We start from the raw sequence: 23738 nt of genomic DNA on the forward strand, positions 1-23738 counted from the left end.
CATTTTAGCGTGGTTCATATATGACAGTGGTATCAGCGAACAGGTCATGCAATCCCTGCTTCTTGTTTGTAAAAGCAACGACAACATACAGCACAAAAATGGTTGCTGAAATGAAGCGGCCGATCCACTCGCGGAAAATGACAGTGCTCCATGTCAGGCTTGTGCCGTCCAGTTCCACCACTTTCAGTCCAAACACCATTTTCCCTAGAGTCTGGCCGAGATATTTTGTCATCAGCACAAAATACAAATAGAAAACAACAGCCGTGGCGATGGTCATAGGTGAAAAGACCCCTTCCTCAAGTAATGGGATATCCAATGCCCGGAAAACAGGATTGATGATCAGCCTGTTAATACTCCCAATGACAATCAAATCCAGCAAATAGGCCCAAAAACGCGTCCAGAATCCGGCATATTGGCCAGCGAATAAATGATTCTCTCCAGTTGGCCTGCCTATTTCATCATGAAAGGCATTTGCATAATCTGCCTGTGGTGCCGATTTTTCAGATTCTGCATAACGAGTACTGTCGCCTTTATGTCGGATGTTTTCATGTTCTTTATGGTTTGTACGATCAGTATCTGTCGCAATGCTGTCATGTTTTTGATCCGTAGGGTTGTTGCCGTGTCCTGGATCTAAACGATCAGCATCTGTAGTGATGTTGCCGTGTTCTGGATCTAAACGATCTGCATCTGTAGGGATGTTGCCGTCTCCTGTATCTAAACGATTAGCATCAGCCAGGTTGCCGCCAGATTCTCCTTGAACATCATTCCGCCCAAGTTCTGCCGAATCTTTCGTTTCATCTTTATCAAATTCTTTGGAATTCATTTTTTGTCCCCCCCTTATTCAGCGTATAAGTACATTAGACGTGGAGAATTAGGCTGGGATAATAGTTTCATCAGGCCTGCCATTTCTGCGTCTTTCCCCATGATTTTCTGTGCCCCCATGCTGAAAAACGAACCAAAGCCCATGCTTTCCGTATACTTTACTACAGTCGCATCCCCAAGCTTCTCATCTTTCCTGACGTTGTCAATGACATCTTCCAGATAGCCGAATCCATCGATCAAGTTCAGCTGCTTGGCCTGGCGTCCATCATAGATGCGGCCATCGGCAATTTTTTTGACCTGCTCGACAGACATGCCGCGTCCTTCAGAAATGACTTTGACGAATCCTTCATAAGAGTTGTTGATCATGGACTGAAGGATTTCCCGTTCTTCATCCGTCATCGGTCTTGTTGGGCTCATGATATCCTTGTATGGACCACTCTTAATTGTCGTGAATTCGACACCGTATTTTTCTGCAAGCCCTGCATAATTCACGCCTTGCATGATGACGCCAAGTGAGCCTGTCAGTGTTTCGGGACTTGCAAAGATTTTATCGGCAGGAGCAGACACATAATATCCTCCTGATGCTGCCATTGAACCCATCGATACATAAATCGGCTTTTTCGTTTCTTTCTGGATTTCCTTGATCTTATCGTGGATTTCTGCGCTTTCCACAACACCCCCGCCTGGAGAGTTCACCTGGAGGATAATGGCTTTCACATCATCCGATTCTTTTACATAATCAAGCTGCTCCATGAATACCCGATGATTATAGAGTGGGCTTTCAAAGAACGATTGTGCATCCCCGGTATCCTGGATGACTCCGTTAATGGTCAATACCGCAATTTTGCTCAGCATGTCACCCTCTTCGATGACTTCTTCAGCAAACATTTCTTCCGAGACAGCGAACATATCTTCAAACGCATTTTCCGCGTCGCTGAATGCGAATGTTGATAGTAGATTAATCACAATTGACGCAATAAATAAACCAGCGGCTATTCCTAATGCCGCCCACCTTTTACCATTCATTTTGAATCCCCCTTGAAAATTCCTTGTACTTTCAAAACCTTATGAAAAAATGATAAACTAATGTCAATAACCTATATTTTAGCAAAAGTTTTTTATTGTGGGTAAAAATTTGGAAGAAATACATAATGTTTGGAGGAATCAGTAATGCCAGATCGCCGCAATATTTATTTTCACCATACCCCTGACACAACTATGCTGGAAAAAGTACAGCCCCTTTACGAACTAGCCCGCAGATATGATTTCAATATTGTCACTGACCACAAGAATGCCAATATCATTGTCAGCATTGGTAACGATGGTACCTTTTTGGAGGCAGTAAGGAAAACTGGTTTCCGCGATGACTGTCTGTACGCAGGCATATCAGTCACTGGCTCCCTCAATATGTACTGTGATTTCCATCTTGAAGATACTGATAAAATGATCCAGGCCAGTACGAATTCAGAAATTGAGGTAAGGCGCTATCCGACGATCGAGGTAACCATCGACGGAGAAACATCGTTTGAATGCTTGAACGAATTCAGCGTCCGTTCCGCGATTATAAAGGCTTTCGTAATGGATGTATTCATCGATGACAACCATTTTGAAACCTTCCGTGGTGACGGAATGATTGTCGCAACCCCAACAGGCAGCACCGCCTATAACAAGTCCGTGAACGGAGCGGTTGTGGACCCGCTGCTGCCGTGCATGCAGGTGAGTGAGCTTGCGTCAGTGAACAATAATCATTACCGGACACTCGGCTCATCCTTCATCCTTAGCGGTGACCGCAAGCTTACCTTCAAGGTTGCCCAGGACGGCAACGATTATCCAATCATGGGGATGGATAACGAAGCGCTGAGCATCCAGCATGTTGAAAAATTCGATGTAAAATTGAGCAATAAATTCATCAAGACAATTAAGCTCAAGGACAATTCTTTCTGGGAAAAAGTGAAAAGGACATTTTTATAAAATCCTATTAAGAAAGAGCTGCGGATCCCCCGCAGCTCTCTTTGTTACATATGCATGCCTTTTTCTTTTTTTAACTTGAGGGTCAGGGCCGCTGCCAGTTTTGTCCGGGATAGTGAGTACAGGATCAGTGCCGACCAGATAAAGGTAAAGGCAAGCAGATGGACCGCCGAAAATGTTTCGTGATAAACGAATACCCCTAAAATAAGTGTCAAAGTTGGTGCGATATATTGCAAGATCCCAAGTGTAGCAAGTGGGATTCTCTGTGCACCTTTCGCAAAAAACAGCAAAGGAACCGCCGTTGCTGCTCCTGCTCCGACAAGCAGCAGCGTTGTTGTCCACGAACCTGAGAACAGCGAATTTGTCCCCTGGGCAACTAGATAGCCAATGTAAATGGCGGAGAGCGGCATCACGACCAGCGTTTCTAGCGCGAGGCCGACCGAAGAATCAACTTTGATCAATTTCTTTGCAAGTCCATACAGGCCAAATGAAATGGCCAGTGATAAAGCGATCCACGGGAATTGCCCGTAAGAAATCGTCATGATCAGCACACCGATGGCTGCAAGGAGAAATGACAGGTACTGCGGCAGGGACAGTCTTTCCTTAAGGAAAACCATTCCTAAAAGCACACTGACAAGCGGATTGATATAATAACCGAGACTTGCCTCGATCATTTGATCGCTATTGACAGCCCAAATATAGATGAACCAGTTGATGCTGATCAGGATTGATGCGATTGTCAGTGCCGCCAGCTGTTTTTTGTTTTGCGAAAGCCCGCGGAGGGTCCCTGTAAAAAGACTCCATTTTTTATTCAGGAGCAATATGAATGCAACAACGAAAAATGACCAAAACACGCGGTTTGCAAGAATTTCATCAGCATTCACATGTTGCAATAGCTTCCAATAAACCGGAAGAATCCCCCATAGTATATATGAAAAGGCTGCGTACAAGACGCCAGCCTGTTGTTCGGTCCTGTTATTCATCCGAACATCCCCCTAATCTTTCTAGACTCGAAATAATATCAATTATAAGGGGGATGCTCCGGGCTGACAATCATTTTTTTTGAATCAATATATTCAAAGCCGGAATTATTTCGTGGTTCGTGGGTTTAATTTAAAGTTGTAGCCAAATGTTTCTTCCGGGGAGGAAATCTTATAGCCCAGCCCCTGCTTGAAATCCAAAAAGATTCTGCCTGGAAGGGACTCAACTGATTTCTTTGGAACGAAAAAATGGATACCTGATTCTGATATCACTTCATCATCTTCCTGCTTTTCTTCGATTTGAAGCTGGATATCTGTCGCGATGGAACAGGTGCCTACAAACTCCGCTAATATTCTTATGCCTTCTCCATTACCGAATTGGACTTTTTTTAACTGTTCCAATGCAGCCTCTTTTATATCGATTTTCAAATTGCCTCACCCTTTCTTATTAAAAATATACCCAAGTTTTGTTGTGTCACTCATCTCTCAATCTAAAAGTAAAATCTTGAGAATGCCAACAAAAAAACAGACCTTTTGGCCTGCTTTTTCATGGCATTCTATTATCTTGCGCCTTCTAATTCTTTCTTGCGCAGCTCAATGCGGCGGATTTTACCTGAAGTTGTCTTTGGAAGTTCTTCAAGGAACTCTATTTTCCTCGGATACTTATATGGAGCGGTCAAATCCTTGACGTGCTGCTGCAAATCAGAAACTAGATTTTCCAGTTCGGGGCTGACACCGTCACGCAGGACGACAAAAGCCTTGACGATATGTCCGCGGATTTCGTCAGGTGACGCGACAACTGCGCATTCTTTTACATATGGATGCTTAACGAGTGCATCCTCGACTTCGAAAGGACCAATCGTATACCCTGAACTGATGATGATATCATCCCCGCGTCCCTCAAACCAGAAATATCCTTCTTCATCCTTGCTCGCTTTATCGCCTGTTACGTAATAATCCCCGCGGAACTGCATGGCTGTCCGCTCTGGATCCTTGTAATAGTTTTTGAATAAAGCAGGTGTTTCAATATGGACAGCGATATCACCAACTTCACCCGGTGCACATGGTTCTCCGTTCTCATTGATAATTTCAACCCGGTTGCCAGGTGTAGGCTTACCCATTGATCCAGGCTTTAACTCCATGCCCTTTGTTACACCGACAAGCAGTGTATTTTCTGTCTGGCCATAGCCGTCGCGCACCTCAACATTAAAATGCTTTCTGAATGTGTCGATGACTTCACGGTTCAGCGGTTCTCCTGCGGATACCGCGCTATGAAGACCAGGCAAACTGTAATCACCAATATTTTCTACTTTGGCCATCAGCCTGTATTCAGTTGGGGTGCAGCATAGAACATTTATATGATACTTTTGCAAAAGCGATAAATATTTTTGCGGCTCGAATTTGCCTTGATAAACGAGGCCTGTAGCTCCCGTTCCCATGACGGACAGGAACGGACTCCAGATCCATTTTTGCCAGCCAGGACCGGCAGTAGCCCAGACAGTGTCCCCATCCTCTATGCCGAGCCAATTTGTTGCCGCTGTCCGCAAATGAGCATATGCCCATCCATGTGTATGGACAACACCTTTCGGATTGCCCGTCGTACCGGAAGTATAGCTGAGGAATGCCATATCATCACGATCGGTGTCGGCAAGCTGAAGCTCTTCGGAAGCAGTTTCCATTTCTTTATCAAGTTGAATCCAGCCTTCTTTTTCTGCCCCAATAATGAACTTAGGCAGCTTTTCCACTTCCTCGATTCCATCGAACTCGCCGGTAAAAGGAGCATAACTGACGATAGCTTTTACATCGCCATGGTTGATTCGATATTGAAAATCTTTTTTTCTCAGCATTTCTGAACTTGGAATGACAACAAGTCCCATTTTCAGTGAGGCAATATAAACCTGATACGCTTCAATAAGTCTTGGCACGACAACAAGCACTACATCCCCTTTGGCCAAACCATTTCCCAAGAAAACGTTTCCAATTTTATTGGCGTTCTTTAGCAGCTCCTGGTATGTAATTTCTTTTGTACTTCCTGCTTCATTTTCCCAGAGAATCGCTTTTCTCGCCGGGTCCTGGGCGAATCGCTCCATTTCTGATACAAGATTATACTTTTGAGGTGCAATCAATTGTTCCCTTTTCATACTCTTCCCCCTGATTATCATTTTTTTCGCTTGTCTTTGAATGAGAAAACAAGCTTTCATATCCCCATAACCCATTATACTAAATTATTCAAAAAATTTAAAATTATATGACAATGTTATTCTGAAATAATTTTACACAACAAAAAGAGCAGGGCATCCGCCCTGCTCTTTGTAGCCATGTTATTCTTTTTTTGATTAGCGAGAGAATCCGCCACCAAGTTGTTGTTCAGCCATTTGAACCAAACGCTTAGTGATCTCTCCTCCTACAGAACCGTTAGCGCGAGAAGTAGTTTCTCCGCCAAGCTGTACTCCAAATTCAGTAGCGATTTCGTACTTCATTTGGTCAAGAGCTTGTTGTACTCCAGGAACTAGAAGTTGGTTTGAGTTGTTGTTGTTTGCCATGTGTTTCACCTCCTTGTGAGTATAGAGTGTGTAGAAACACATGGCTTAATTCAAAACTTTAATTGGTAAATGTTCACAAATCTTTAACAAGTTAGAATAGATCATCCACCGGATTATCTTCTCTTTCAGAAGCCGGTTTGACGATAATCCGCTCTGTTCCTTCAACAGCTCTCTGAATCAGTTCTTCAAAGTCGAAGAAGCTTTCAAAGTTCTGGACTTTATCCAGCTTAGGCTTCGTTTTAGGCGATGAAGGGACAAAGACCGTGCAGCAATCTTCATATGGGCGGATTGATATATCATGGGTATCGATTTCATGGGCGATATCCATAATCTGCAGTTTGTCCATTGTGATTAACGGCCGGATAATGGGAGTTGTTGTCACTTCGTTGATGGCGTACATGCTTTCAAGTGTCTGAGAGGCAACCTGCCCAAGGCTTTCGCCAGTTATGATGGCAAGTCCTCCCTGCTTTTCCCTGATTGCGTCCGTTATACGCAGCATTAGTCTTCTTGTTGTAGTCATCGTATAGTTTTCCGGTATTTGCTTGTGAATGGCTTGCTGGATTTCAGTAAAAGGTACGATATGAAGCGCAAAATGTCCGTTTACTTCGGCAAGCTTCTCAGAAAGGTCGATTACCTTTTGCTTGGCGCGTTCACTTGTGAAAGGCGGACTGAAAAAATGGACCCCTTCCACTTCAAGGCCTCTCTTCATGGTCAGGTAGCCGGCAACCGGGCTGTCAATCCCGCCGGAAAGCATCAGCATCCCTTTGCCTCCGGACGCGGCAGGCAGCCCTCCTGCGCCCTTGATCGTTTCCGCTGAAATATAGGCTGCTTCTTTTCTGATTTCAATCTGAAGGTTGATATCAGGATTCCTCACATCAACTTTCAGGCCTTCCACATTCCTCAGTATATGGCCGCCAAATTCCGAATTGATTCCGTTCGTATCCAATTCAAAAGTCTTATCAGATCGTTTGGCGGATATTTTGAAGGTCTGTCCTGGCTGGTGGATTTTCTTGAAAAGCTCCAGAGCAGCATCCTTCATTTTTTCAAGGTCCTTGTCCACTTTAACGGCGGGGCTGAAGGACTGGATCCCGAATATTTCCTTGAGCTTCTTTCCAATTTCATCGCTGTCTTCACCATTAAGCAGGATGAACATCCTGTCGCGTTCCGCTTTGATGACAGCATTTGGATAGTCGCTCAATGCCCTTTTGATATTTTTTCTTAGGCGGTCAATGAATTTATTTCTATTTCTTCCTTTGGTCGATATTTCACCATACCGAACCAATATACGGTCATACATCATTTCTTGATAACCTCGCTTAAATGTTTTACAGTCCCGGCGATTGCCTTTGCCGCTATTTCTGCTTCTTCTGCTGTATTGCTGTATGTCAGGCTGATCCTGATCGCACTTTCCGCTTCTGCGACAGGAACTCCCATTTCCAGGAGCGTCTTGCTGGCAGCCTTTTTCTTCGAGGAACAGGCACTTGTCGTTGAAACATAAATATCCTTCTCTTCAAGAGCATGAACGAATGTTTCGGCCTTCAATCCGCTGATGGAGAAATTCAGGATATGGGGAGCGCTTTTTTCCTCTGGCGTGTGAATGGTAATTTCCTTGATATGGCTGATGCCGTTTCTTAATATTTCCATTGCTGACTTCATTTGATCCAGCTTTTCTGCCCGCAGTTCAAGCGTCATCCTGAGCGCTTTTGCCATGGCTACCATTCCTGCAACGTTTTCGGTCCCGCTCCGTTGCTTCCATTCCTGATTGCCGCCGGATAATAAAGGAGACAGCCGGACCCCTTCTTTCATAAACAAGGCCCCCGTCCCTTTCAGCCCATGGAATTTATGTCCGGAAATCGTCGCTAAATGGACCCCCGAATGGTATAAGTCCAATGGCACCTTCCCAATTCCCTGGACGAAATCAACGTGAAAAAATGCCTTTGGATACTTTTTCAAAACTATCCCGATTTCCTCGATTGGCTGGATTGTGCCGACTTCATTATTGACATGCATGACAGACACAAGGATTGTATCCTCACGAAGTTCCTTCTGGATTGAATCCGCACTGACAAAACCGGTGGAATCTGGTTTCACATATGTTATTTCATACCCGAGCGATTCGAGCTGTACCATGGCGTTATGGACAGATGCATGTTCAATGCTTGTCGTGATGATATGCCTGCCCCTCTCCCGGTGAGCCATCGCAATCCCCTTGATGGCAAGGTTATTGCTCTCTGTTCCTCCTGAGGTGAAAAGGATTTCCGTCTCTTTGACCCTCAGCAGCCTGGCCACCTGGGACCTTGCCTGCTGAAGCAGCTTTTCTGCCTGTCCTCCGATTTTATGGAGTGAAGATGGGTTTCCATAGAAATCCTCTGAGACTTTTATAAATGAATCCAATACTTGTTTATAAGGTTTGGTCGTTGCGCTGTTGTCAAGATAGATCATCAGTGTTCCCCCTTGCTCCAAGACCTTGCTAACTAAAAATCATATCATAATAACATTTCAATGAGAAATGATGAAAAATTCTAAAATCCATTCCCAAAAAAACAGGCCTCCAATCGGAGACCATGCTTTATCACTTTTTATCGGAGAGCATATGCTCTATTTTCTTTATTGCACCTGGATCCACTTCTTCAATAGATGTAGCTGCCTGTTCAAGTGCTTCGCGATAATCGTAATTCCGGAAATGCTCTTCTGCTTCACGTAACCCTCTTTCGACGGAAGGGTAACGGCTGCGGTATCTGTTGCCATACTGGATGACGCGTTCAGCCAGCATGACTGTCTCGACGATTTCCTCAGTCGAGGTTTCAAGCTTTTCAACTGTCAGGACGGCGATTTCCAGATATTGCTGAACAGCAGGAATATCCAGCGGCTTTTCCTCAAGCTTATCATTGACCTGCTTGATGCTTTCATGCGCATCTTCCAGCAGGTATTTGTATTCCTGTGAAAGGCCAGGCATATTGCTTTTGGAGACAGTGCGGATCAGTTCGGAAATCTTTTTAGAAAGTCCCCTTACTTTATCACGTGCTGCCAATTCATCCTTTCTCAGGGCGCTTAGCTTTTCCATCAATTCTTTTTGCTCTACTACTAGCTGATCAAGCTGTTCTTTCGCTTCTTGAAGCTCCAATTTGATCATGCTTTGTGCTGTATCGTTTTCGGTAATTCTATGGTCGATCAGTTCAAAGCGCTTTAGCAGGCCCTTGAGCTGCTGCTCAACATGAGTTTGTGCCGAAAGTTCTTTTTCAGTCAGATGATAACTCTCCTGTATATGCTTTGTTTCTTCCTTAAGTGTCTTGTTTTCAGTGATTGCTTTCACAAGTACTTCTTTAGCAACATGTTCCGTGTTTGTAATATATCGTTTAGCCAGGACTTCTTCTTCAAGCATGTCGAACAGTTTTTCAAGTCGCTCCTTCAAACCCTGGATGCCCTGTTCGGCGTTCTCGACATCACCTTTTTCAAGAGAACCAAGATAGCTCGCCAATTCATTGCTTATTTCCTCGATTTCACTATCGGCATTCAGATGATCCAATACATAGCCCTGTTCCTTCATCTCTCTTACGCCATCTTTCAGATCGCTGACCTGGGCCGGGATGGCCGACTGGCAATCATGCAGAAGTGCAGGAATGGATTCCATTTTCGCGGATACCTGTTCAAGCAATGACTGGATGGACAGAACCGTTTCCCTTGCTTCAAGATAATTTCCGTTTTCGGTCTTCTCGTCAAACTCGATGAACTTTGCCTGAATCTCTTCAAGCACAGCCTCGAGGCTGGCTTCTGCACTTCCATAGCTATGGCGATGCGTGAGAAGGTTTTTCTTATTCTCTCGATAATTCTCTTTAAGACCATCGATTTCCTCACGGTTCTTTTCTTCGCTTCCTACAAGTTCATTCAACTCGCCTAGAATCTTCTTGATCTTATCTTCTGTTTCAGTCAGCTTTCGGTCAATGACTTCCAGAGATTCCTTCGCCTTCTTGAACCTGTACTTATCGATATACTCCTCCGCGTCAAACAGGTAATCCTCGATGCCCGGAAGCTTTGAAGTAACAAGCTCGTCCCACTCCTGGCGCCAGCGCTCAAAAAGCTCTTCTGTTTGCCCGGTCATGTTCAGCTGTTTTACCTTTGACATTTCATCCAGTACAGGCCGGTTCATGATATCGATTTTCCAGGACTCATAGCGATCGACCTCACTGTAATATTTTCGTTTCATAAAATAGCCGATTAAAAAAAGAATGATTAGTATCGCGATACCGCCAATTATGTACTCCATTATTATCCCCCTGGCCTCACAAATTCCAAGTTCTGAATCCTTCTATATAAAATCTCTTGATAAATGCGTGTATAATGTAATTATATTACCATGTTAACGACAATTTTTGACTATTAAATTCATATTTTTTGTTGAAATTGTCCGAATTAGGCCGATTTAACTTGAATTCTTACAAAAGAAATCACTTCTGGAGGTGCATTTCCCTGAAAGACGGACATGTCCACACGGCTTTTTGCCCTCACGGGACAAATGACAAAATCGATGATTATATACAAAAGGCCCTTCAGCTCGGCTACAGTGAAATCACGTTTGCCGAGCACGCTCCATTGCCGGAAGGATTTATCGACCCGACGCCATTACAGGACAGCGCAATGGCGCCCGAAGACCTGGATTCCTATTTTCAAACCATCGCAGAAGCAAAGAAGAAATATGCGGGAAAAATAAAAATCAATACCGGATTTGAGATTGATTTTATCGAAGGGTTTGAAGGACAAACGGCCGATTTTCTGAACAAATACGGGCCGCTTCTAGATGACGGCGTACTGTCGGTCCATTTTTTAAAGAACGAGTCTGGTACATATGATTGCCTGGATTATAGTCCAGACCATTTCGGGAAAATGGTGGAAGCTTATGGTTCAGTGGAAAAGGTTCACCGGCATTATTATCAAACAGTACTGAAATCAATCCTCGCTGATTTGGGGCCGTATAAGCCAAAAAGAATCGGCCATGTGACCCTGGCTAATAAATTCCAGCTGAAATACCAGCTCAGAAATGATTGTACAGATGAAATCATTGAAATACTGGAGAAGGTGTCAGAACTTGGCTATGAACTGGATTACAACGGAGCCGGTACGGCAAAGCCATTATGCCGTGAACCCTATCCGCCCGAATGGGTAATCAGTGAAGCCAAAAAACGCGGAATCCAGCTCGTGTACGGATCTGATGCCCATCAGGCAAAGGAACTGGGACAGGGACTGGAATTCATGGGGATAAAAAAATAAGGAAACCGGCAGATTTTCCGGTTTCCTATATATTTATTAACATCTTCTGATGAGCCTGCTGTTCCGTGCAAAGGGTTCCTTTGATCCAATGTGAAATCTCATCGCTGTATTTGTCCGCAAAATATTTTTCATGCGGCTGTACATGAAGAACTTCTGTAACATAATGGGTATTCAAAAACGGCATCTGGAGAAGACCTTTTAACTGCAAAATACTGTACTGGACTGAATGCTTTTTGAATTCTCCGTTCTCAATCCCGGCTTCAAGGACCTTTTTGAACATATAACGTTCTTTTACATGGTAGGTCGACATGATTTCCCTGACAACTTGCGAGTCGATCGTCATCTCTCTTAATATGAACCTTGTTAATTGAATGTTTTCGCATTGGTATCTCAATACATTTTCAACCATCGCATTCAGGCAGTACTCTGGACCGTATTCAAGGAAAGAAAAACCTTTCTCCAGCTCTTTAAGATAGCTTTCAAAAAAAACCGTAAAACAATTTTCGAGGAGTCCATTCTTGTTCTGGAAGTAATATGAGATATTCGCTGCATTCACGTCTGCCCTTGCTGCAATGTCCCTCACTGATGTTCCATTGAACCCCTTCGTATTGAATAAGTAGATGGCCGCATCAATAATCGCAGCTTTTGAATTTTTTCTCATTGCTCCGCCCCTCGCTTTCCGCAATTAACCTTACTGTTTATCTTTCTGGAAATCATTAAAATTTCCTTTATAAAAAGCTCGACAAAGTCTCCATTGTTTCGCCGATTTTTGATACAATGTAGAGTAAAACTTCATGAATTAGGGGGAATAACGATGTTTAACGTCGAAACATACAGCGGAAGCCGCGAAAAAAATTACGACTTGGTGATTAAACAACTGAAAGCACTAATTGAGGATGAAAAGAATTCTATTGCCAACTTGAGCAATGCTTCTGCACTTTTGAACCAGTTTCTTGACCGCATCAACTGGGTCGGCTTTTATCTGATGGAGGATGGCGAGCTTGTCCTCGGACCGTTCCAGGGACTTCCTGCCTGTGTAAGAATTAAACTTGGAAAAGGTGTTTGCGGTACGGCTGCATCCAAAAAAGAAACAGTAAGGGTTGAAGATGTCCATGCCTTCCCTGGCCATATCGCCTGTGATGCTGCCTCCCAATCTGAAATCGTCGTACCAATCCTGAAAAATGGAAACGTTATTGGTGTCCTTGATATCGACTCGCCTGAAAAAAATCGTTTTGATGAATTGGACCAGCAAAAGCTGGAGGAATTCGTTGAAGTGCTTGCACAGTCTATCTAAATGAACGAACATACTGAACCCCTCCTGGATTTCCGGGAGGGGTTTGATTTGTTTTATTAAATAGAGCCTGTTTCCATTGTGCTCTCTTTTCTTACTGATTCAAATGCCATCTCAAGGTCATCCCTTAAATCTTCCCACGCTTCCAGTCCAACCGAAAGCCTTAGCATATTCTCTCTGATCCCCATTTTTTCTCTCGCTTCCTTCGGCACGACCGCATGTGTCATTGTCGCCGGATGCTGGATCAATGTTTCTGCATCACCGAGGCTGACGGCGATTTTAATGAGTTTTAATTTGTTGATGAATGCCTGTGCCTCTTTCTGGCCACCTTTTATGTTGAAGGAAATCAGTCCGCCCGGTTTGCGCATTTGCTTTTTCGCGATTGCGTAATCAGGATGCTTTGGATCGCCAGGGAAAATGACTTCTTCCACTGCCGGATGCCCGGACAAATAGGATGCCAGTTTTTCAGCATTTTCACAGTGACGGTCCATCCTTACAGGAAGTGTCTTCAAGCCGCGAAGCAGCAGCCATGCATCGAAAGGTGAAATCACCCCGCCGATATCCTTTTGGGTAGTCATCGCGATTTTAGACATGATCTCCTTAGGACCTACAGCTACACCAGCAATCACATCTCCATGCCCACAAATATATTTTGTTGCGCTATGGATGACGAAATCGCATCCAAGCTCAAGCGGATTCTGCAGATATGGTGAACTGAAGGTGTTATCGACGACGACCGGAATACCCTTTTCTTTCGCGACGTCCGCAACCATCTCCAAGTCAACCAGTCTCATCGTTGGGTTAATTGGTGTCTCGATATAGATGACTCTTGTCTCCGGGGTAATAGCGGCCAGCACTTCTTCCCTTGTCGCCATCATCGAAAAATCATGATTGATATCATATTTTTCTTTCATAAGCTGCAATAGGCCAAATGTGCAGCCATATACACCCTGTGAGCAAAGTATATGGTCCCCAGATCTCGTCAGTGCCACTAATATCGCAGAGACAGCAGCCATCCCTGACCCAAACGCAAGTGCCTTTTCCCCTTTTTCAATCGCTGCCATCCTCTCTTCCAGCATGGCAACAGTCGGGTTTCCAAGCCGGGAATAGATGAATCCCTCTTCCTCTCCGGCGAAACGCCTTTCCCCTTGCTCCGCGCTGTCAAAAGTGAACGTGCTGGTCTGAAATAACGGGGGAGCAAGACTTCCCCTGAATTCGTCCGATTTATATCCTGCATGGATTACTTCTGTCTCGAATCTTTTCTCTCCCATTTCGATTCCTCCTATATTTGTAAGCGTTTACAAAATACCCCCATAAACAGGATATGATATTTGCCCTGATATGGAAAGTGATTTCACTCACAGCAGCTGAAAAAGTCCTGTGTTCTGCTAAACGGAAAAAGCACTCATTTCTGAGTGCTTCTTAGAAAGGCGTGAGCGCCTTGATCAGCCCTGACAAGCGTTGGAGGTCCGCCAATGAAATCGTCCTTGACTTCATTGGCGGACCGAAACGACTTGAGGGACTAGACGCTAGCTGGCCAATTCCCAATGTTAAATTTAAACCTCATCACTAAAATCAAACTGGTTTTCATTCTGGACCACTACTTTGTTCTTACCGGAGCCTTTTGCTTTATAAAGAGCCTGGTCCGCCCTTTTGAACACGGTCTTGGTCGTATCTTCCTGTCCCCTGATCCATGTGGAAACGCCGCATGAAATCGTGACATTTGGATTCGTATGTTTCTCGACTTTATCGACAAGCCTGTTGGCAATCATGACTCCGATTTCCAGTGGAGCTCCTGGCAGGTAAATCGCGAGTTCCTCCCCGCCCCATCTGGCACCAATATCCGTGCCGCGGATATTTTTGGCTATCTGCCGGGCCAGCTGGATGAGCACTTCGTCTCCAACCTGGTGGCCATACTGGTCATTCACACATTTAAAATTATCAATATCAATTAAGATGAAGGTTCCCTGCGCATCCTCAAGCATCGACAGATTCATTTTTTCATCCAGATAGCCTCGGGAATACAGCTTTGTCAAATGATCCGTCACGACCATTTTCTCCAATTCTTCACGAAGCATCGAATTGGTGAAAGCTAAAGTCGAATGGTGGATGAGGGACTGCAGCAGCTTGAATGTATCGAATGCAAAGTGATATGGCTCCTCATGCATGACAAGCGCGAACCCCTTTAAATCACCGCTCTGGATCATCGGTACACACATTACCGAGCGGAAATGCGTAGAAGCACCCCCGATATCATATGAAATATCCCCTATGAACAATGGTTCCAGATCCTGCTTGACCCGTTTGGCGACTTTCAAAATATAATTGGAAGCCTCCTTTGAAAAGAAGAAACTGGTGCTTCCCTGAAGGACGGAGTAATCAAGATTGTCTTCATCAAGCATGATAAAACCGACTTCCCTGGCATCGAAGGACTTGATGATCCTTCCGCATATAAACTTCATCGTATCTGTGAGGCGAAGGCTTGTATTCAATTGATGAGATGTTTCATTAATTAGCTGCAAATCTGCAATAAGCTTCCTTGATTGCTCGTAAAGCTTCGCATTCTCCAGTGCGCTTCCGGCGGTATTTGCAAGGAGTTTAATGAATTCTACTTCGTTTTGCGGAAACACAAGCGAGTCCGGGGCAATGACCTGCAGCACTCCGTATACGCCCTGTCTTCCTTTTAAAGGTGCATACATGATGGAATTTTTATCAATGACTGAGTCCTCGAACTGGATCTGACCGCTCACATAAGATTGCATGGCAGTCTGATTTTCACTGTTGTACTCAAGGTCTTTTACCGGCAACTCTCCGTAGCCCTTGTGGTCATGGGACAGCAGGAGATAATAGGTGAACGAAGGATACACTTCTCTTAATGTGGTAATGATTTCATCGAGCACAGCATCCATATCCATTGTCGAGTGGAATTTTTTCGTTACCCTGAATAATTGCTTATACCGTTTTTCTTCTTCCGTTGTCTCCGCAAGGGTGTGGATTTTTTTTATGAACAAAGCACACTCGTCAACAAGCCTTTCCAGAAGGCTGTCCGAAAGGCGCTCACCTGAAGCGCCATTCATTTGAATAGCACATAAATTCTTAACATTTCCCTTTGCATCTAGGACAAACGCTAAATCATATTGCGGGAGAAATTCTGGATTTTTTTTAAATGATTGTGGAGTTTCAGTCAGTTTGCCTATGAGACATTCCGGGAAATTACCCGTAATTTCCTCATTCAGATCGCTGCGGGTCGTGGCCTCAAGAATCATGCCATGCTCCCATTCCTCGCATCTATATAAATCGACCTCAGCTGCCTGGAGAAGTTCTTTTAGCAAAGTCAACATTTGCGAGAGGATGTCCGTGACAGACAATCTGCCCGTGCTGATTAATTCAAAGAACCTGCTTTTCAATTCCAATATTGTTTCCCGTTCTACCAATTCTTCCATATGTATCACCTGTTTTAAAATCACTTCACAGCGATTTGTAAGTAGCTGTTTTACAGGCAGCAGCCTGATTAAGAGAAAATGATTCATCACGTGGCAAGGCAATATCCAAATATTTGAAAAATAAAATAATTACTATTTATTATATCATAGACCTAGTAAAATAGTATGATATATAAACCAAAGTTTTCGGAAGAATTTCATCTTAAAAAGGCAATGACTTGAAATATCCCCTTGACTTTATTGGCACAGAAATTATATAATACTCTTTGTGTAAAATATCGCAGCCTATGTGATCTGCATGATGTATGTATTTTGTTCCTCAAACCTGGTTTGATGGTGTATCTCGTAACCCGCTGCTGCTAGGGCGAAGGTACATGAAAACAAAATACCCATGATGGTTAATCACAATCTGTTTTTATTTTACAAAATAAAAACTAAGGAGGAGTCATTCATGGCTCGTTATACCGGCCCAAGCTGGAAACTATCCCGCCGTCTTGGAATTTCACTAAGCGGTACAGGTAAAGAATTAGAAAAACGCCCTTACGCACCAGGTCCTCATGGTCCTAACCAGCGTAAAAAGCTTTCCGAATACGGATTGCAACTTCAAGAGAAGCAAAAGCTTCGTCACATGTACGGAGTTACTGAGCGCCAGTTCCGTAACTTGTTCGACAAAGCAGGCAAAATGCCTGGTAAGCACGGTGAAAACTTCATGATCCTTCTTGAAGCTCGCCTTGACAACGTTGTTTACCGTCTTGGTCTTGCTCGCACTCGTCGTGCAGCTCGCCAGTTAGTAAACCACGGCCACATCATGGTTGATGGCGCACGCGTAGACATCCCATCTTACCGCGTAGCTCCTGGCCAGACAATCACACTTCGTGAAAAGTCTCGCAACCTTGATGTAGTTAAAGAAGCAATCGAAGTAAACAACTTCGTACCTGACTTCTTGACTTTCGATGCAGACAAGCTAGAAGGAACTTTCACTCGTATGCCTGAGCGTTCTGAACTTCCAGCTGAAATCAACGAAGCTCTTATCGTTGAATTCTACTCTCGTTAAGCGAGATGCAATTTAAATAGTGACTTTAAAAACCCTAGAAACCTTGTTAAATCAATGGTTCTAGGGTTTTTTATTTATTATCAGCTTCGTAAAACAATGTATTCTCCCACAACCAATTGGGGGAGGTTTTGGGGGAACTTTGGGGGCATCATTCAAAATTTATGGACAGACGCTTTATTGTAATATTAAACCATCTAAATCTGAGGGTCAGAAAGGATTGAATATAAAGTAGTCGTTTTACCCGCATATTACCAATTCCCTGTGATTTGTAGTATATTAGACTCTGGTAAAACTGCTCCCCTCACACGTTTATAAGTATCCATGTTCATACCCATAATATCTTCCCAATCTTTCCTGGTCATTTCATTTGGAGGTTTCTTTTGTTTGGATCGTAACCGGTTATGCTGCTGTGTCTGGTCTTCGGATAACTGATCAGCGGTTCTCATGTTTCCACCCTCTTGAACATAAAATAAAAAGCACCTCATTAAGAGATGCTTTAAAACTTACTTATCCGGATAAATGTTTTTCGCAAAATTCTCAAGAGTAATTTTTGCCTCTTCCAAGATACCCAATTGTTTCCCTAGAATGATAGGACCCCATGTTTTTCCATTCCTTAAATTAGTGATAATAATATGGTCACGTTCATTAATGTCAGTATGAAAAATCTTGTACTCCAAAAGAGCATTTAATGAATCATTAACGTAAACACCTTGCTCATAAATACTATTTAATCCTGCCTTTAAACCCATGCTGTGACCTCCCCTTTAAACTCTCCAAAATTCTAAAAAAGCACTCTCGAAGGAATACTTTACTCAAAATCTTGTATTAATCTTAAATTGTCTATGACATTGTTGTACAAATCGGGATCTCCGGAGAAGTATCCCTGTTCAATAGCTTCCTGCCTGTATTTTAAAGATTGTTCATAAAATGGGACATTCAACCTTCTTATCATTTTTAGGACTTCAGATTTTTCCACTCCTGATGTCACTAGGATTTCCAATAAATTATTGAGTCCATCAGGACCAGTGTAGTAATCCAAGTGCATATCCTTAGTCATATAGCCTTCTCTAAAGAGACGTCTCTCATCATGCATACATTTTTTATCATGATGAACAATCCTGAAATCGAATTGCCTTTCCCCATCTCTTTCTTTCAACCATTCAAACCATCCTTTATCATCAGAGTCGATAATTTCTTCACAATGATCACAGTACCACTGTTTTAATGGTTCGAGCTTAATTTTATCGCTAGCCCTTAACACTTTTTCTAAAATTGCTTCATCCATTTAAATCACTCCTTTCGTCCTATACTTCGACAAGTGGAGATATTTCCCTGCAAAAACCATTTAAAAAAGCACCCTTGAAAGGATTCTAATATGTTTCACTTTTTTCTTGCTCACTCTTGTATGTTCTTTCAAATAATTTCTGATTTTGAACTACTTTTTTAATTTTTTCTTCCGAAAGTTTGTCATCTTCAATCAGTTTTACTAGTTGAGCAAAATGAATTAAATAATAGTCATATGGATATATATCAGCTGATCTCCCCTGCTTCTCTGATTCTTCAAGTATTTTTGTGGTTCTGAATTCATACTCCTTTAATGAAGCTTCTAATACTTTAAGAGTTAGTTCCTTTTGTAATTCCTTTTTCTTGTTAACATAGGTAAGCCACAAATTTCCAACCGTTGTGATAACCGTTACTGCTAACCCACCAATCAAACTTATTGTTCCTATTTCCATAATTCTCTCACTCCTTTATACGAAAATTCGACAAAAGAGTATAATTTCCTTCATTTAACAAATCATGCTGCCACTTTCTTCGGCTGGCAGCAAACCGTCCCGATCCATTCCTTAGGCAGTTGGGATCACTGCGGTCCCTACAAGGAGGTTTTGAATAAAAGGGTATGAGCTATGGCCTGACTGCCTTTGTGTGTCAGCGACTACCGTAACCAGGCATGGCGTGTTCAAAATTAAGAGTAAGCAATAAAAAAAGGAATCGAATGAGTGTCCCTCAATCAATTCCCGATGATATTAATTTAACATATTAAAAACCAAATGCTCTGCCGTCGTTCAGCTAATTATCTGCTATTGTCTGACATTTCCTCAAGTTAAATCATAAACTTCAAGCAAACCATTGTATAATTCTCTTAAATTTGTTTCATATTCAGCAGGAAACATTAGTGGAAGTGATAAATGCACTTCTGTATTTCTATGAAACTGTCTCCATTCATTGATATCATCCATTAAGTTGTCATAATTTTTATGAGTTACAGTCTGGCTCAAGTTTTGTTTTAATTTTTCTATACATTGGTAAAATTCAACTGTATGAATATCTCCTAAGTGGTTATAACCATAAGTTTGGATAATTGATTCTAACCAAGGATTTTGGGGAGCAATCACTCCAGCAATACCAAAAGGAGAATTTTGAGTAACAGACTGTTTCTGATTTTTAAAAATATCAATATTCCTTTTTAGACAAACTGATTTAGTTAATATCTCTAAGCCAACATTACTTATAATTTTAAACTTTTGTGGCAATTTTAACCCTTCCATATCATCACCAGGATTAAATTTTCCATTTTCATATTTCCATATTTCTTCATCTTTAACCAACCTAATAGCAAGATATTTTAAATCTTCATGCCACAATGAAATGTTTTGATTGAAAATTGCCATTCTTCATTTCTCCCTTTTTAAAGAATAAAGAGCATCCAATTAAAAGTGCTCACATTTATAAACCTCAATTTTTCAGATGAAAGCTAGCTTGTAAAATATTCTAGTTTTCTTTCGACAATACCTTCTTTTACTAGAATAATTTGTCATAGTTGGCATAACTATGTAAGTCAGCGAATTCCGTGCACAGGAATAGAATATTCGTTATTAAGGAGTAAGCAATAAATAAGGAATCGAATGAGTGTCCCTCAATCAATTCCCGATGATATAAATTTAACAAGATAAAAACAAAATGGCATAAATAATTTTCATTTATTTTTAAGAATTTTTCCTATTATTTTCTAATTTTATTTATACAAGACAAGGAAAATGGGAGATTTTTGTCGAATTATTAAACAAAAACTTAGAGGAGATATATAAGTGGAAAACTGGAATTTTAATTTAAAAACATTATGGATAATACTTAACTTGGTGTGGGTACTTCCTTTGGTGGGATTCATTTTAGTTGTAGTCTTTAATAAAAACTTTGACGACTTAGGACCCTATGGTGATTTCGTTGCAGGTTCTACTGTACCTATCTTAACATTTGTAAGTTTCCTGGCTGTTGTAATAACTCTTAAAATGCAAAAGGATCAGCTCGAAATGCAAAGGGAGGAGTTAAGAAACTCAATCGAGGAAATGAAGGCAACAAGAAAAGAATTTGAAGAGCAAAATAAAACTTTAACTAGGCAAAGGTTTGACAATACTTTCTTTCAAATGATTACCTTACATAATAACATTGTTAACTCCTTTTATATTGGTGGTGAGTTTAGTAAAACTGGCCGGGCAGCAATACAGCAATTCCATATAAGGTTTCAACAACATTATAAATTAATGCTCGCTAATAACGAGTTTAATGGTAAAGATGAAATTACTAGAATCAGAATGGCTTTTTTTGCATTTTTTGATAAACATGAAGGTGATTTGAGCCATTATTATAAAAACCTCTATGAAACAATTAAATTTTTGGATGAATCTGCTTTAGATTCCAAAGAAACATACATTGGAATTATTAAGGCACAATTATCTCCTCATGAACAATCATTAATTTTGTATTATTGCCTATCGATTTCAGGACATGATTTTCTACTTTATTTAAGAAAATTTGATTTGTTGTCAGAATTAAACCCAAGGATATTGATAAAAAAATCTCACTATGAAAATATTTTCTTGCAAGCTATTGATTAAATAATAAAATTAGCCACCATTAGGTGGCCTTTTTATCTTCTTTAGTTACGGCAATATTTAAATTTAATGCAAGCCTATAAAATGCTTTCCAGCGGATTTTAGCATAAGTCATAGAACTTATAGGCGGTTGAAACTTATGGCAATAAACATTAAAATCAGTTAAATACTCACTATCATCGGACATATATCTTTCTTCGATCAGGAAACGCTCCATTTTAGGCAGCTTATTTACAGCGCGATCAATCCACTCACAAAATAACTTTCTTCTTTCCTGTTCATCCACATTGTAAATGGCAATGGATCCGGTCTGGTCTCCTGTTAGATTAGTTGGTGCATGATACCGCGGTGTGCTGCTGGCTGTAACAGAAGATTCTCTTTCCTCAAACGTCAGGTATTTAAATAGTCGGTATTTTTCTAGGTACTCTTCAACTTTTTTCTGTGTTGCTTTTCTGTCCAATTCAGGTAGCTCAAAGCTCATTCTCTCATCTCTTTAAGGGTAGTCGTACAAGTAGATAGTTTTAATTAAAATTTTAACCATGACTCCCAACTTGCTTATACCATTTATATTCCTTATCTATTCAGAACTACGAGTTCCATCAATAAAAATACTGGAGAGGGAAGACAAGAACGTTAATAAATTTTTTAATAGGAGTGGTATTATGCTTTCGAGCCAATTTAAAACTGATTATGAAATAATTCAATATTGGTACGTATTTGATAATGATTATAGGTTTTATATAGCCAAGAATCTTCAAAGTCACTTCCTAGTAGTAAGAGAGGAAGGTCCTTATGTACAAATCCTTGAAAAGTATCCTACTTACGATAAAGCAAGTAAATATATAAAAAGTAACTTCTTAATAAGAAAAAAAATGACCAAATATAAGAAATAAGCATTCCTTTAAAATTTGTTGACTATTTAACTAATTATTGGCAGGAGAATCATCATGATTAATTGCGATATAAACCGATAATCCAGTAGCCATTTCGATTCCAGTAGAAGCTCCACCACTACCGGCAAAATTATTAACTATTATTTCTCTGAATAAGTCCAATTATTGCATAAGTTCCTCTGATCTCTGTTGTTTTCAAAATAATTGTACATTTTTGGAGTTTTTTAAGAAAAATGTACTTGATTTTGTTTTAGCGATATTGTTTTACAACTCTTAATAAGAAATAATTAAAGTAAATAGGTAAAAGGTGGTATAAAAAATGACTAAAGACGAAAAAATCAAATTTGTTATCAATACGTTCGAATCAGCTTTACCCTCCTATATGAACGGAAGATTAGGCCAAATTATTCTAAAACAAGATGAAATATGGCTACACAGATACGTAAAAAGTGCAAACTTTGAAGATGCTTTACAAAATGATGACACCCTTGAAAATGCGTATAAAGCTGCATTTAACATTAGTAGAATGTAAATTTAACTGTTTTGTTGTTCATAACAACTGATTGAAAGATTAGTCACGCTTATCCTGCAATACTCCAGCTTTTACAAAGATATTTCTCCAGGCTACTTCCAATGATTCTTTACGTCGGCGGGCAAGAGATTTGCCCAACCGTCTTTTTTGTTTCTTTTTATTATTCATCACTTTCATCTTCCTCATTTGATACTTGCCCTTCTGAAACCGATACATTCCCATTGCCGTCTACAGAATATTCAATGCCTTCGTGATCATCAATGCTCATCTGGCCATCTGGTGCACTATCCTTCTTGGGACGACTTTCCATAACTTCTTTAGGAGTTTGATAAGCGTATGTTAAATCAATCAAGAAATACTGACCGTACTTGTTATATTTCTCTGTTATTTTGTGCATTTGAAGACTATCATTTTCCTTAGCAGCTGAAACAATTTCCTCAGCTTGATCACGTGTATCTGCGTAATGTTGTTCCTTTTGGTTAAGTTGTACTTTTGACATTATTAATCTCCCTTTAGTCTTTAACTTGTTCTACAAATGTTATTGCAACTGCAAGATAGGATTCACCTTTGTTCCTCTGACCATCAGAACCACCTATTTTCATCTTTCTGAATATCGATTTCTCGAAAAGACGCGAGAACCAATTCATATTTCATATCTTCATAACTTAATTCATGAACGGGAACACCTTGCTGCGTTTTCGTTACTCCTAATTCACTCAACTTCTCCAGGACAAAATTCTCTTTCATCGTCTGTTTCAGCTTCTCTTTAGTAACCGTTCCAGCTATCCCCATGATGTTCACCTACAAAGCTTTCCTTGAAGCTTCATAAGCCTGCTTGTAATGATCACGTTGCTCCCGGGCAAGTTTCAAACTTTCTTCAAGGCCGAGATTTTCCTTCGCCATATCCATGTAGCTTTTGTAACGAGTTTGAGCTAGAAGTTCCTTTACGACTTCTCTTTGAGTTTCAACTTCTGTTACTAGCCAACTCATATCTCTTAAAGGTAATCGGCCGCGTATAATATTAGCTTTGATTTCTTCTAATCTATCCACAAGT

Annotated in this window: 28 protein-coding genes; 6 read left to right on the forward strand and 22 right to left on the reverse strand. The window is 41.2% G+C overall.

Going from position 1 to position 23738, the window contains the following annotated elements; all coding sequences use genetic code 11:
- Nucleotides 1-4: 4 nt before the first annotated feature.
- Entirely contained in the window at nucleotides 5-454 is a 450-nt protein-coding gene (locus tag M3593_RS06125) for an RDD family protein (RefSeq protein ID WP_251541288.1), read from the reverse strand.
- Between the two features lie 383 nt (nucleotides 455-837).
- On the reverse strand, nucleotides 838-1848 hold the full coding sequence (gene sppA, locus M3593_RS06130; RefSeq protein WP_251541143.1) for a signal peptide peptidase SppA: 1011 nt from the start codon (nucleotides 1846-1848) through the stop codon (nucleotides 838-840).
- Between the two features lie 144 nt (nucleotides 1849-1992).
- On the opposite strand from sppA, the gene M3593_RS06135 reads away from it, so the two are divergent.
- Nucleotides 1993-2793: an NAD kinase gene (locus tag M3593_RS06135; protein WP_144477308.1), complete on the forward strand. Its 801-nt coding sequence runs from the start codon at nucleotides 1993-1995 to the stop codon at nucleotides 2791-2793.
- A 44-nt stretch (nucleotides 2794-2837) separates the two neighbouring features.
- Here the strand turns inward: M3593_RS06135 and rarD are convergent, their stop codons facing one another.
- From rarD to ezrA, 7 genes are all read right to left on the reverse strand, one after another.
- Nucleotides 2838-3773: an EamA family transporter RarD gene (gene rarD, locus M3593_RS06140; protein ID WP_251541144.1), complete on the reverse strand. Its 936-nt coding sequence runs from the start codon at nucleotides 3771-3773 to the stop codon at nucleotides 2838-2840.
- A gap of 105 nt (nucleotides 3774-3878) precedes the next feature.
- On the reverse strand, nucleotides 3879-4199 hold the full coding sequence (locus tag M3593_RS06145; RefSeq protein ID WP_144477302.1) for an iron-sulfur cluster biosynthesis family protein: 321 nt from the start codon (nucleotides 4197-4199) through the stop codon (nucleotides 3879-3881).
- Nucleotides 4200-4330: 131 nt separating this feature from the next.
- A complete protein-coding gene (gene mbcS, locus M3593_RS06150; RefSeq protein ID WP_251541146.1) occupies nucleotides 4331-5911 on the reverse strand; it encodes an acyl-CoA synthetase MbcS in 1581 nt (526 codons plus the stop codon).
- Between the two features lie 195 nt (nucleotides 5912-6106).
- Nucleotides 6107-6313, reverse strand: coding sequence for an alpha/beta-type small acid-soluble spore protein (locus M3593_RS06155; RefSeq protein WP_125479516.1), 207 nt, complete (start codon nucleotides 6311-6313; stop codon nucleotides 6107-6109).
- A 91-nt stretch (nucleotides 6314-6404) separates the two neighbouring features.
- Nucleotides 6405-7613, reverse strand: coding sequence for a tRNA uracil 4-sulfurtransferase ThiI (thiI, locus tag M3593_RS06160; protein ID WP_144477296.1), 1209 nt, complete (start codon nucleotides 7611-7613; stop codon nucleotides 6405-6407).
- Entirely contained in the window at nucleotides 7610-8755 is a 1146-nt protein-coding gene (locus M3593_RS06165) for a cysteine desulfurase family protein (RefSeq protein ID WP_251541148.1), read from the reverse strand. The genes thiI and M3593_RS06165 overlap by 4 nt, the downstream gene beginning before the upstream one ends.
- 130 nt (nucleotides 8756-8885) lie before the next feature.
- Nucleotides 8886-10577 (reverse strand): septation ring formation regulator EzrA, encoded by a 1692-nt coding sequence (gene ezrA / locus M3593_RS06170; RefSeq protein ID WP_251541150.1) that lies wholly within the window; start codon nucleotides 10575-10577, stop codon nucleotides 8886-8888.
- Nucleotides 10578-10738: 161 nt separating this feature from the next.
- Here ezrA and hisJ point away from each other — a divergent pair, with 161 nt between their 5' ends.
- On the forward strand, nucleotides 10739-11578 hold the full coding sequence (hisJ, locus tag M3593_RS06175; protein ID WP_251541152.1) for a histidinol-phosphatase HisJ: 840 nt from the start codon (nucleotides 10739-10741) through the stop codon (nucleotides 11576-11578).
- Between the two features lie 25 nt (nucleotides 11579-11603).
- Here hisJ and refZ read toward each other — a convergent pair whose 3' ends face one another.
- Nucleotides 11604-12239 (reverse strand): forespore capture DNA-binding protein RefZ, encoded by a 636-nt coding sequence (refZ, locus tag M3593_RS06180; RefSeq protein WP_251541160.1) that lies wholly within the window; start codon nucleotides 12237-12239, stop codon nucleotides 11604-11606.
- A gap of 153 nt (nucleotides 12240-12392) precedes the next feature.
- Here refZ and M3593_RS06185 point away from each other — a divergent pair, with 153 nt between their 5' ends.
- The gene (locus M3593_RS06185) at nucleotides 12393-12872 is read left to right on the forward strand and encodes a GAF domain-containing protein (RefSeq protein WP_251541162.1); all 480 of its coding nucleotides are present in this window, start codon (nucleotides 12393-12395) and stop codon (nucleotides 12870-12872) included.
- Nucleotides 12873-12928: 56 nt separating this feature from the next.
- Here the strand turns inward: M3593_RS06185 and megL are convergent, their stop codons facing one another.
- Entirely contained in the window at nucleotides 12929-14140 is a 1212-nt protein-coding gene (gene megL / locus M3593_RS06190) for a methionine gamma-lyase (RefSeq protein WP_144477282.1), read from the reverse strand.
- Nucleotides 14141-14425: 285 nt separating this feature from the next.
- Entirely contained in the window at nucleotides 14426-16312 is a 1887-nt protein-coding gene (locus M3593_RS06195) for a sensor domain-containing diguanylate cyclase (protein WP_144477279.1), read from the reverse strand.
- Between the two features lie 451 nt (nucleotides 16313-16763).
- Between M3593_RS06195 and rpsD the strand changes: the two genes are divergently transcribed.
- Nucleotides 16764-17366: a 30S ribosomal protein S4 gene (rpsD, locus tag M3593_RS06200; RefSeq protein ID WP_079510073.1), complete on the forward strand. Its 603-nt coding sequence runs from the start codon at nucleotides 16764-16766 to the stop codon at nucleotides 17364-17366.
- Nucleotides 17367-17614: 248 nt separating this feature from the next.
- On the opposite strand, the gene M3593_RS06205 is transcribed toward rpsD, so the two are convergent.
- The 5 genes from M3593_RS06205 to M3593_RS06225 form a co-directional block, all read right to left on the reverse strand.
- Nucleotides 17615-17812, reverse strand: coding sequence for a hypothetical protein (locus M3593_RS06205; RefSeq protein WP_251541164.1), 198 nt, complete (start codon nucleotides 17810-17812; stop codon nucleotides 17615-17617).
- A gap of 57 nt (nucleotides 17813-17869) precedes the next feature.
- Nucleotides 17870-18115, reverse strand: a complete 246-nt coding sequence (locus M3593_RS06210; RefSeq protein WP_251541167.1) for a hypothetical protein — start codon at nucleotides 18113-18115, stop codon at nucleotides 17870-17872.
- Nucleotides 18116-18174: 59 nt separating this feature from the next.
- On the reverse strand, nucleotides 18175-18651 hold the full coding sequence (locus M3593_RS06215; protein WP_251541169.1) for a hypothetical protein: 477 nt from the start codon (nucleotides 18649-18651) through the stop codon (nucleotides 18175-18177).
- Between the two features lie 85 nt (nucleotides 18652-18736).
- Nucleotides 18737-19102, reverse strand: a complete 366-nt coding sequence (locus tag M3593_RS06220; protein WP_251541171.1) for a hypothetical protein — start codon at nucleotides 19100-19102, stop codon at nucleotides 18737-18739.
- Between the two features lie 363 nt (nucleotides 19103-19465).
- Nucleotides 19466-20038: a hypothetical protein gene (locus tag M3593_RS06225; RefSeq protein ID WP_251541173.1), complete on the reverse strand. Its 573-nt coding sequence runs from the start codon at nucleotides 20036-20038 to the stop codon at nucleotides 19466-19468.
- Nucleotides 20039-20455: 417 nt separating this feature from the next.
- Here M3593_RS06225 and M3593_RS24215 point away from each other — a divergent pair, with 417 nt between their 5' ends.
- Nucleotides 20456-21262, forward strand: coding sequence for a putative phage abortive infection protein (locus tag M3593_RS24215; RefSeq protein ID WP_251541175.1), 807 nt, complete (start codon nucleotides 20456-20458; stop codon nucleotides 21260-21262).
- A 19-nt stretch (nucleotides 21263-21281) separates the two neighbouring features.
- On the opposite strand, the gene M3593_RS06235 is transcribed toward M3593_RS24215, so the two are convergent.
- Nucleotides 21282-21740, reverse strand: a complete 459-nt coding sequence (locus M3593_RS06235) for an ArpU family phage packaging/lysis transcriptional regulator (protein ID WP_251541177.1) — start codon at nucleotides 21738-21740, stop codon at nucleotides 21282-21284.
- A 731-nt stretch (nucleotides 21741-22471) separates the two neighbouring features.
- On the opposite strand from M3593_RS06235, the gene M3593_RS06240 reads away from it, so the two are divergent.
- Nucleotides 22472-22684, forward strand: coding sequence for a hypothetical protein (locus M3593_RS06240; protein WP_251541179.1), 213 nt, complete (start codon nucleotides 22472-22474; stop codon nucleotides 22682-22684).
- Between the two features lie 39 nt (nucleotides 22685-22723).
- On the opposite strand, the gene M3593_RS06245 is transcribed toward M3593_RS06240, so the two are convergent.
- From M3593_RS06245 to M3593_RS06260, 4 genes are all read right to left on the reverse strand, one after another.
- Nucleotides 22724-22852, reverse strand: coding sequence for a DUF3983 domain-containing protein (locus M3593_RS06245; protein ID WP_251541182.1), 129 nt, complete (start codon nucleotides 22850-22852; stop codon nucleotides 22724-22726).
- Nucleotides 22845-23183 (reverse strand): organic solvent tolerance protein OstA, encoded by a 339-nt coding sequence (locus tag M3593_RS06250; RefSeq protein WP_251541184.1) that lies wholly within the window; start codon nucleotides 23181-23183, stop codon nucleotides 22845-22847. Before M3593_RS06250 ends, M3593_RS06245 begins: the two co-directional genes overlap by 8 nt.
- Before the next feature lie 83 nt (nucleotides 23184-23266).
- Nucleotides 23267-23476, reverse strand: a complete 210-nt coding sequence (locus M3593_RS06255; RefSeq protein ID WP_251541186.1) for a hypothetical protein — start codon at nucleotides 23474-23476, stop codon at nucleotides 23267-23269.
- 9 nt (nucleotides 23477-23485) lie between these two features.
- Nucleotides 23486-23734 (reverse strand): hypothetical protein, encoded by a 249-nt coding sequence (locus M3593_RS06260; protein ID WP_251541188.1) that lies wholly within the window; start codon nucleotides 23732-23734, stop codon nucleotides 23486-23488.
- Nucleotides 23735-23738 lie beyond the last annotated feature (4 nt).

Source organism: Mesobacillus sp. MER 48, from assembly GCF_023714225.1.
GTDB lineage: Bacteria > Bacillota > Bacilli > Bacillales > Cytobacillaceae > Mesobacillus > Mesobacillus oceanisediminis_A.

Coding starts and splice junctions, on each gene's coding strand:
- sppA (WP_251541143.1), bottom strand. CDS start 1,848: ATGAATGGTAAAAGGTGGGCGGCATTAGGAATAGCCGCTGGTTTATTT.
- M3593_RS06135 (WP_144477308.1), top strand. CDS start 1,993: ATGCCAGATCGCCGCAATATTTATTTTCACCATACCCCTGACACAACT.
- rarD (WP_251541144.1), bottom strand. CDS start 3,773: ATGAATAACAGGACCGAACAACAGGCTGGCGTCTTGTACGCAGCCTTT.
- mbcS (WP_251541146.1), bottom strand. CDS start 5,911: ATGAAAAGGGAACAATTGATTGCACCTCAAAAGTATAATCTTGTATCA.
- M3593_RS06155 (WP_125479516.1), bottom strand. CDS start 6,313: ATGGCAAACAACAACAACTCAAACCAACTTCTAGTTCCTGGAGTACAA.
- thiI (WP_144477296.1), bottom strand. CDS start 7,613: ATGATGTATGACCGTATATTGGTTCGGTATGGTGAAATATCGACCAAA.
- M3593_RS06165 (WP_251541148.1), bottom strand. CDS start 8,755: ATGATCTATCTTGACAACAGCGCAACGACCAAACCTTATAAACAAGTA.
- ezrA (WP_251541150.1), bottom strand. CDS start 10,577: ATGGAGTACATAATTGGCGGTATCGCGATACTAATCATTCTTTTTTTA.
- refZ (WP_251541160.1), bottom strand. CDS start 12,239: ATGAGAAAAAATTCAAAAGCTGCGATTATTGATGCGGCCATCTACTTA.
- M3593_RS06185 (WP_251541162.1), top strand. CDS start 12,393: ATGTTTAACGTCGAAACATACAGCGGAAGCCGCGAAAAAAATTACGAC.
- megL (WP_144477282.1), bottom strand. CDS start 14,140: ATGGGAGAGAAAAGATTCGAGACAGAAGTAATCCATGCAGGATATAAA.
- M3593_RS06195 (WP_144477279.1), bottom strand. CDS start 16,312: ATGGAAGAATTGGTAGAACGGGAAACAATATTGGAATTGAAAAGCAGG.
- rpsD (WP_079510073.1), top strand. CDS start 16,764: ATGGCTCGTTATACCGGCCCAAGCTGGAAACTATCCCGCCGTCTTGGA.
- M3593_RS06205 (WP_251541164.1), bottom strand. CDS start 17,812: ATGAGAACCGCTGATCAGTTATCCGAAGACCAGACACAGCAGCATAAC.
- M3593_RS06210 (WP_251541167.1), bottom strand. CDS start 18,115: ATGGGTTTAAAGGCAGGATTAAATAGTATTTATGAGCAAGGTGTTTAC.
- M3593_RS06215 (WP_251541169.1), bottom strand. CDS start 18,651: ATGGATGAAGCAATTTTAGAAAAAGTGTTAAGGGCTAGCGATAAAATT.
- M3593_RS06220 (WP_251541171.1), bottom strand. CDS start 19,102: ATGGAAATAGGAACAATAAGTTTGATTGGTGGGTTAGCAGTAACGGTT.
- M3593_RS06225 (WP_251541173.1), bottom strand. CDS start 20,038: ATGGCAATTTTCAATCAAAACATTTCATTGTGGCATGAAGATTTAAAA.
- M3593_RS06235 (WP_251541177.1), bottom strand. CDS start 21,740: ATGAGCTTTGAGCTACCTGAATTGGACAGAAAAGCAACACAGAAAAAA.
- M3593_RS06240 (WP_251541179.1), top strand. CDS start 22,472: ATGACTAAAGACGAAAAAATCAAATTTGTTATCAATACGTTCGAATCA.
- M3593_RS06245 (WP_251541182.1), bottom strand. CDS start 22,852: ATGAATAATAAAAAGAAACAAAAAAGACGGTTGGGCAAATCTCTTGCC.
- M3593_RS06250 (WP_251541184.1), bottom strand. CDS start 23,183: ATGTCAAAAGTACAACTTAACCAAAAGGAACAACATTACGCAGATACA.
- M3593_RS06255 (WP_251541186.1), bottom strand. CDS start 23,476: ATGGGGATAGCTGGAACGGTTACTAAAGAGAAGCTGAAACAGACGATG.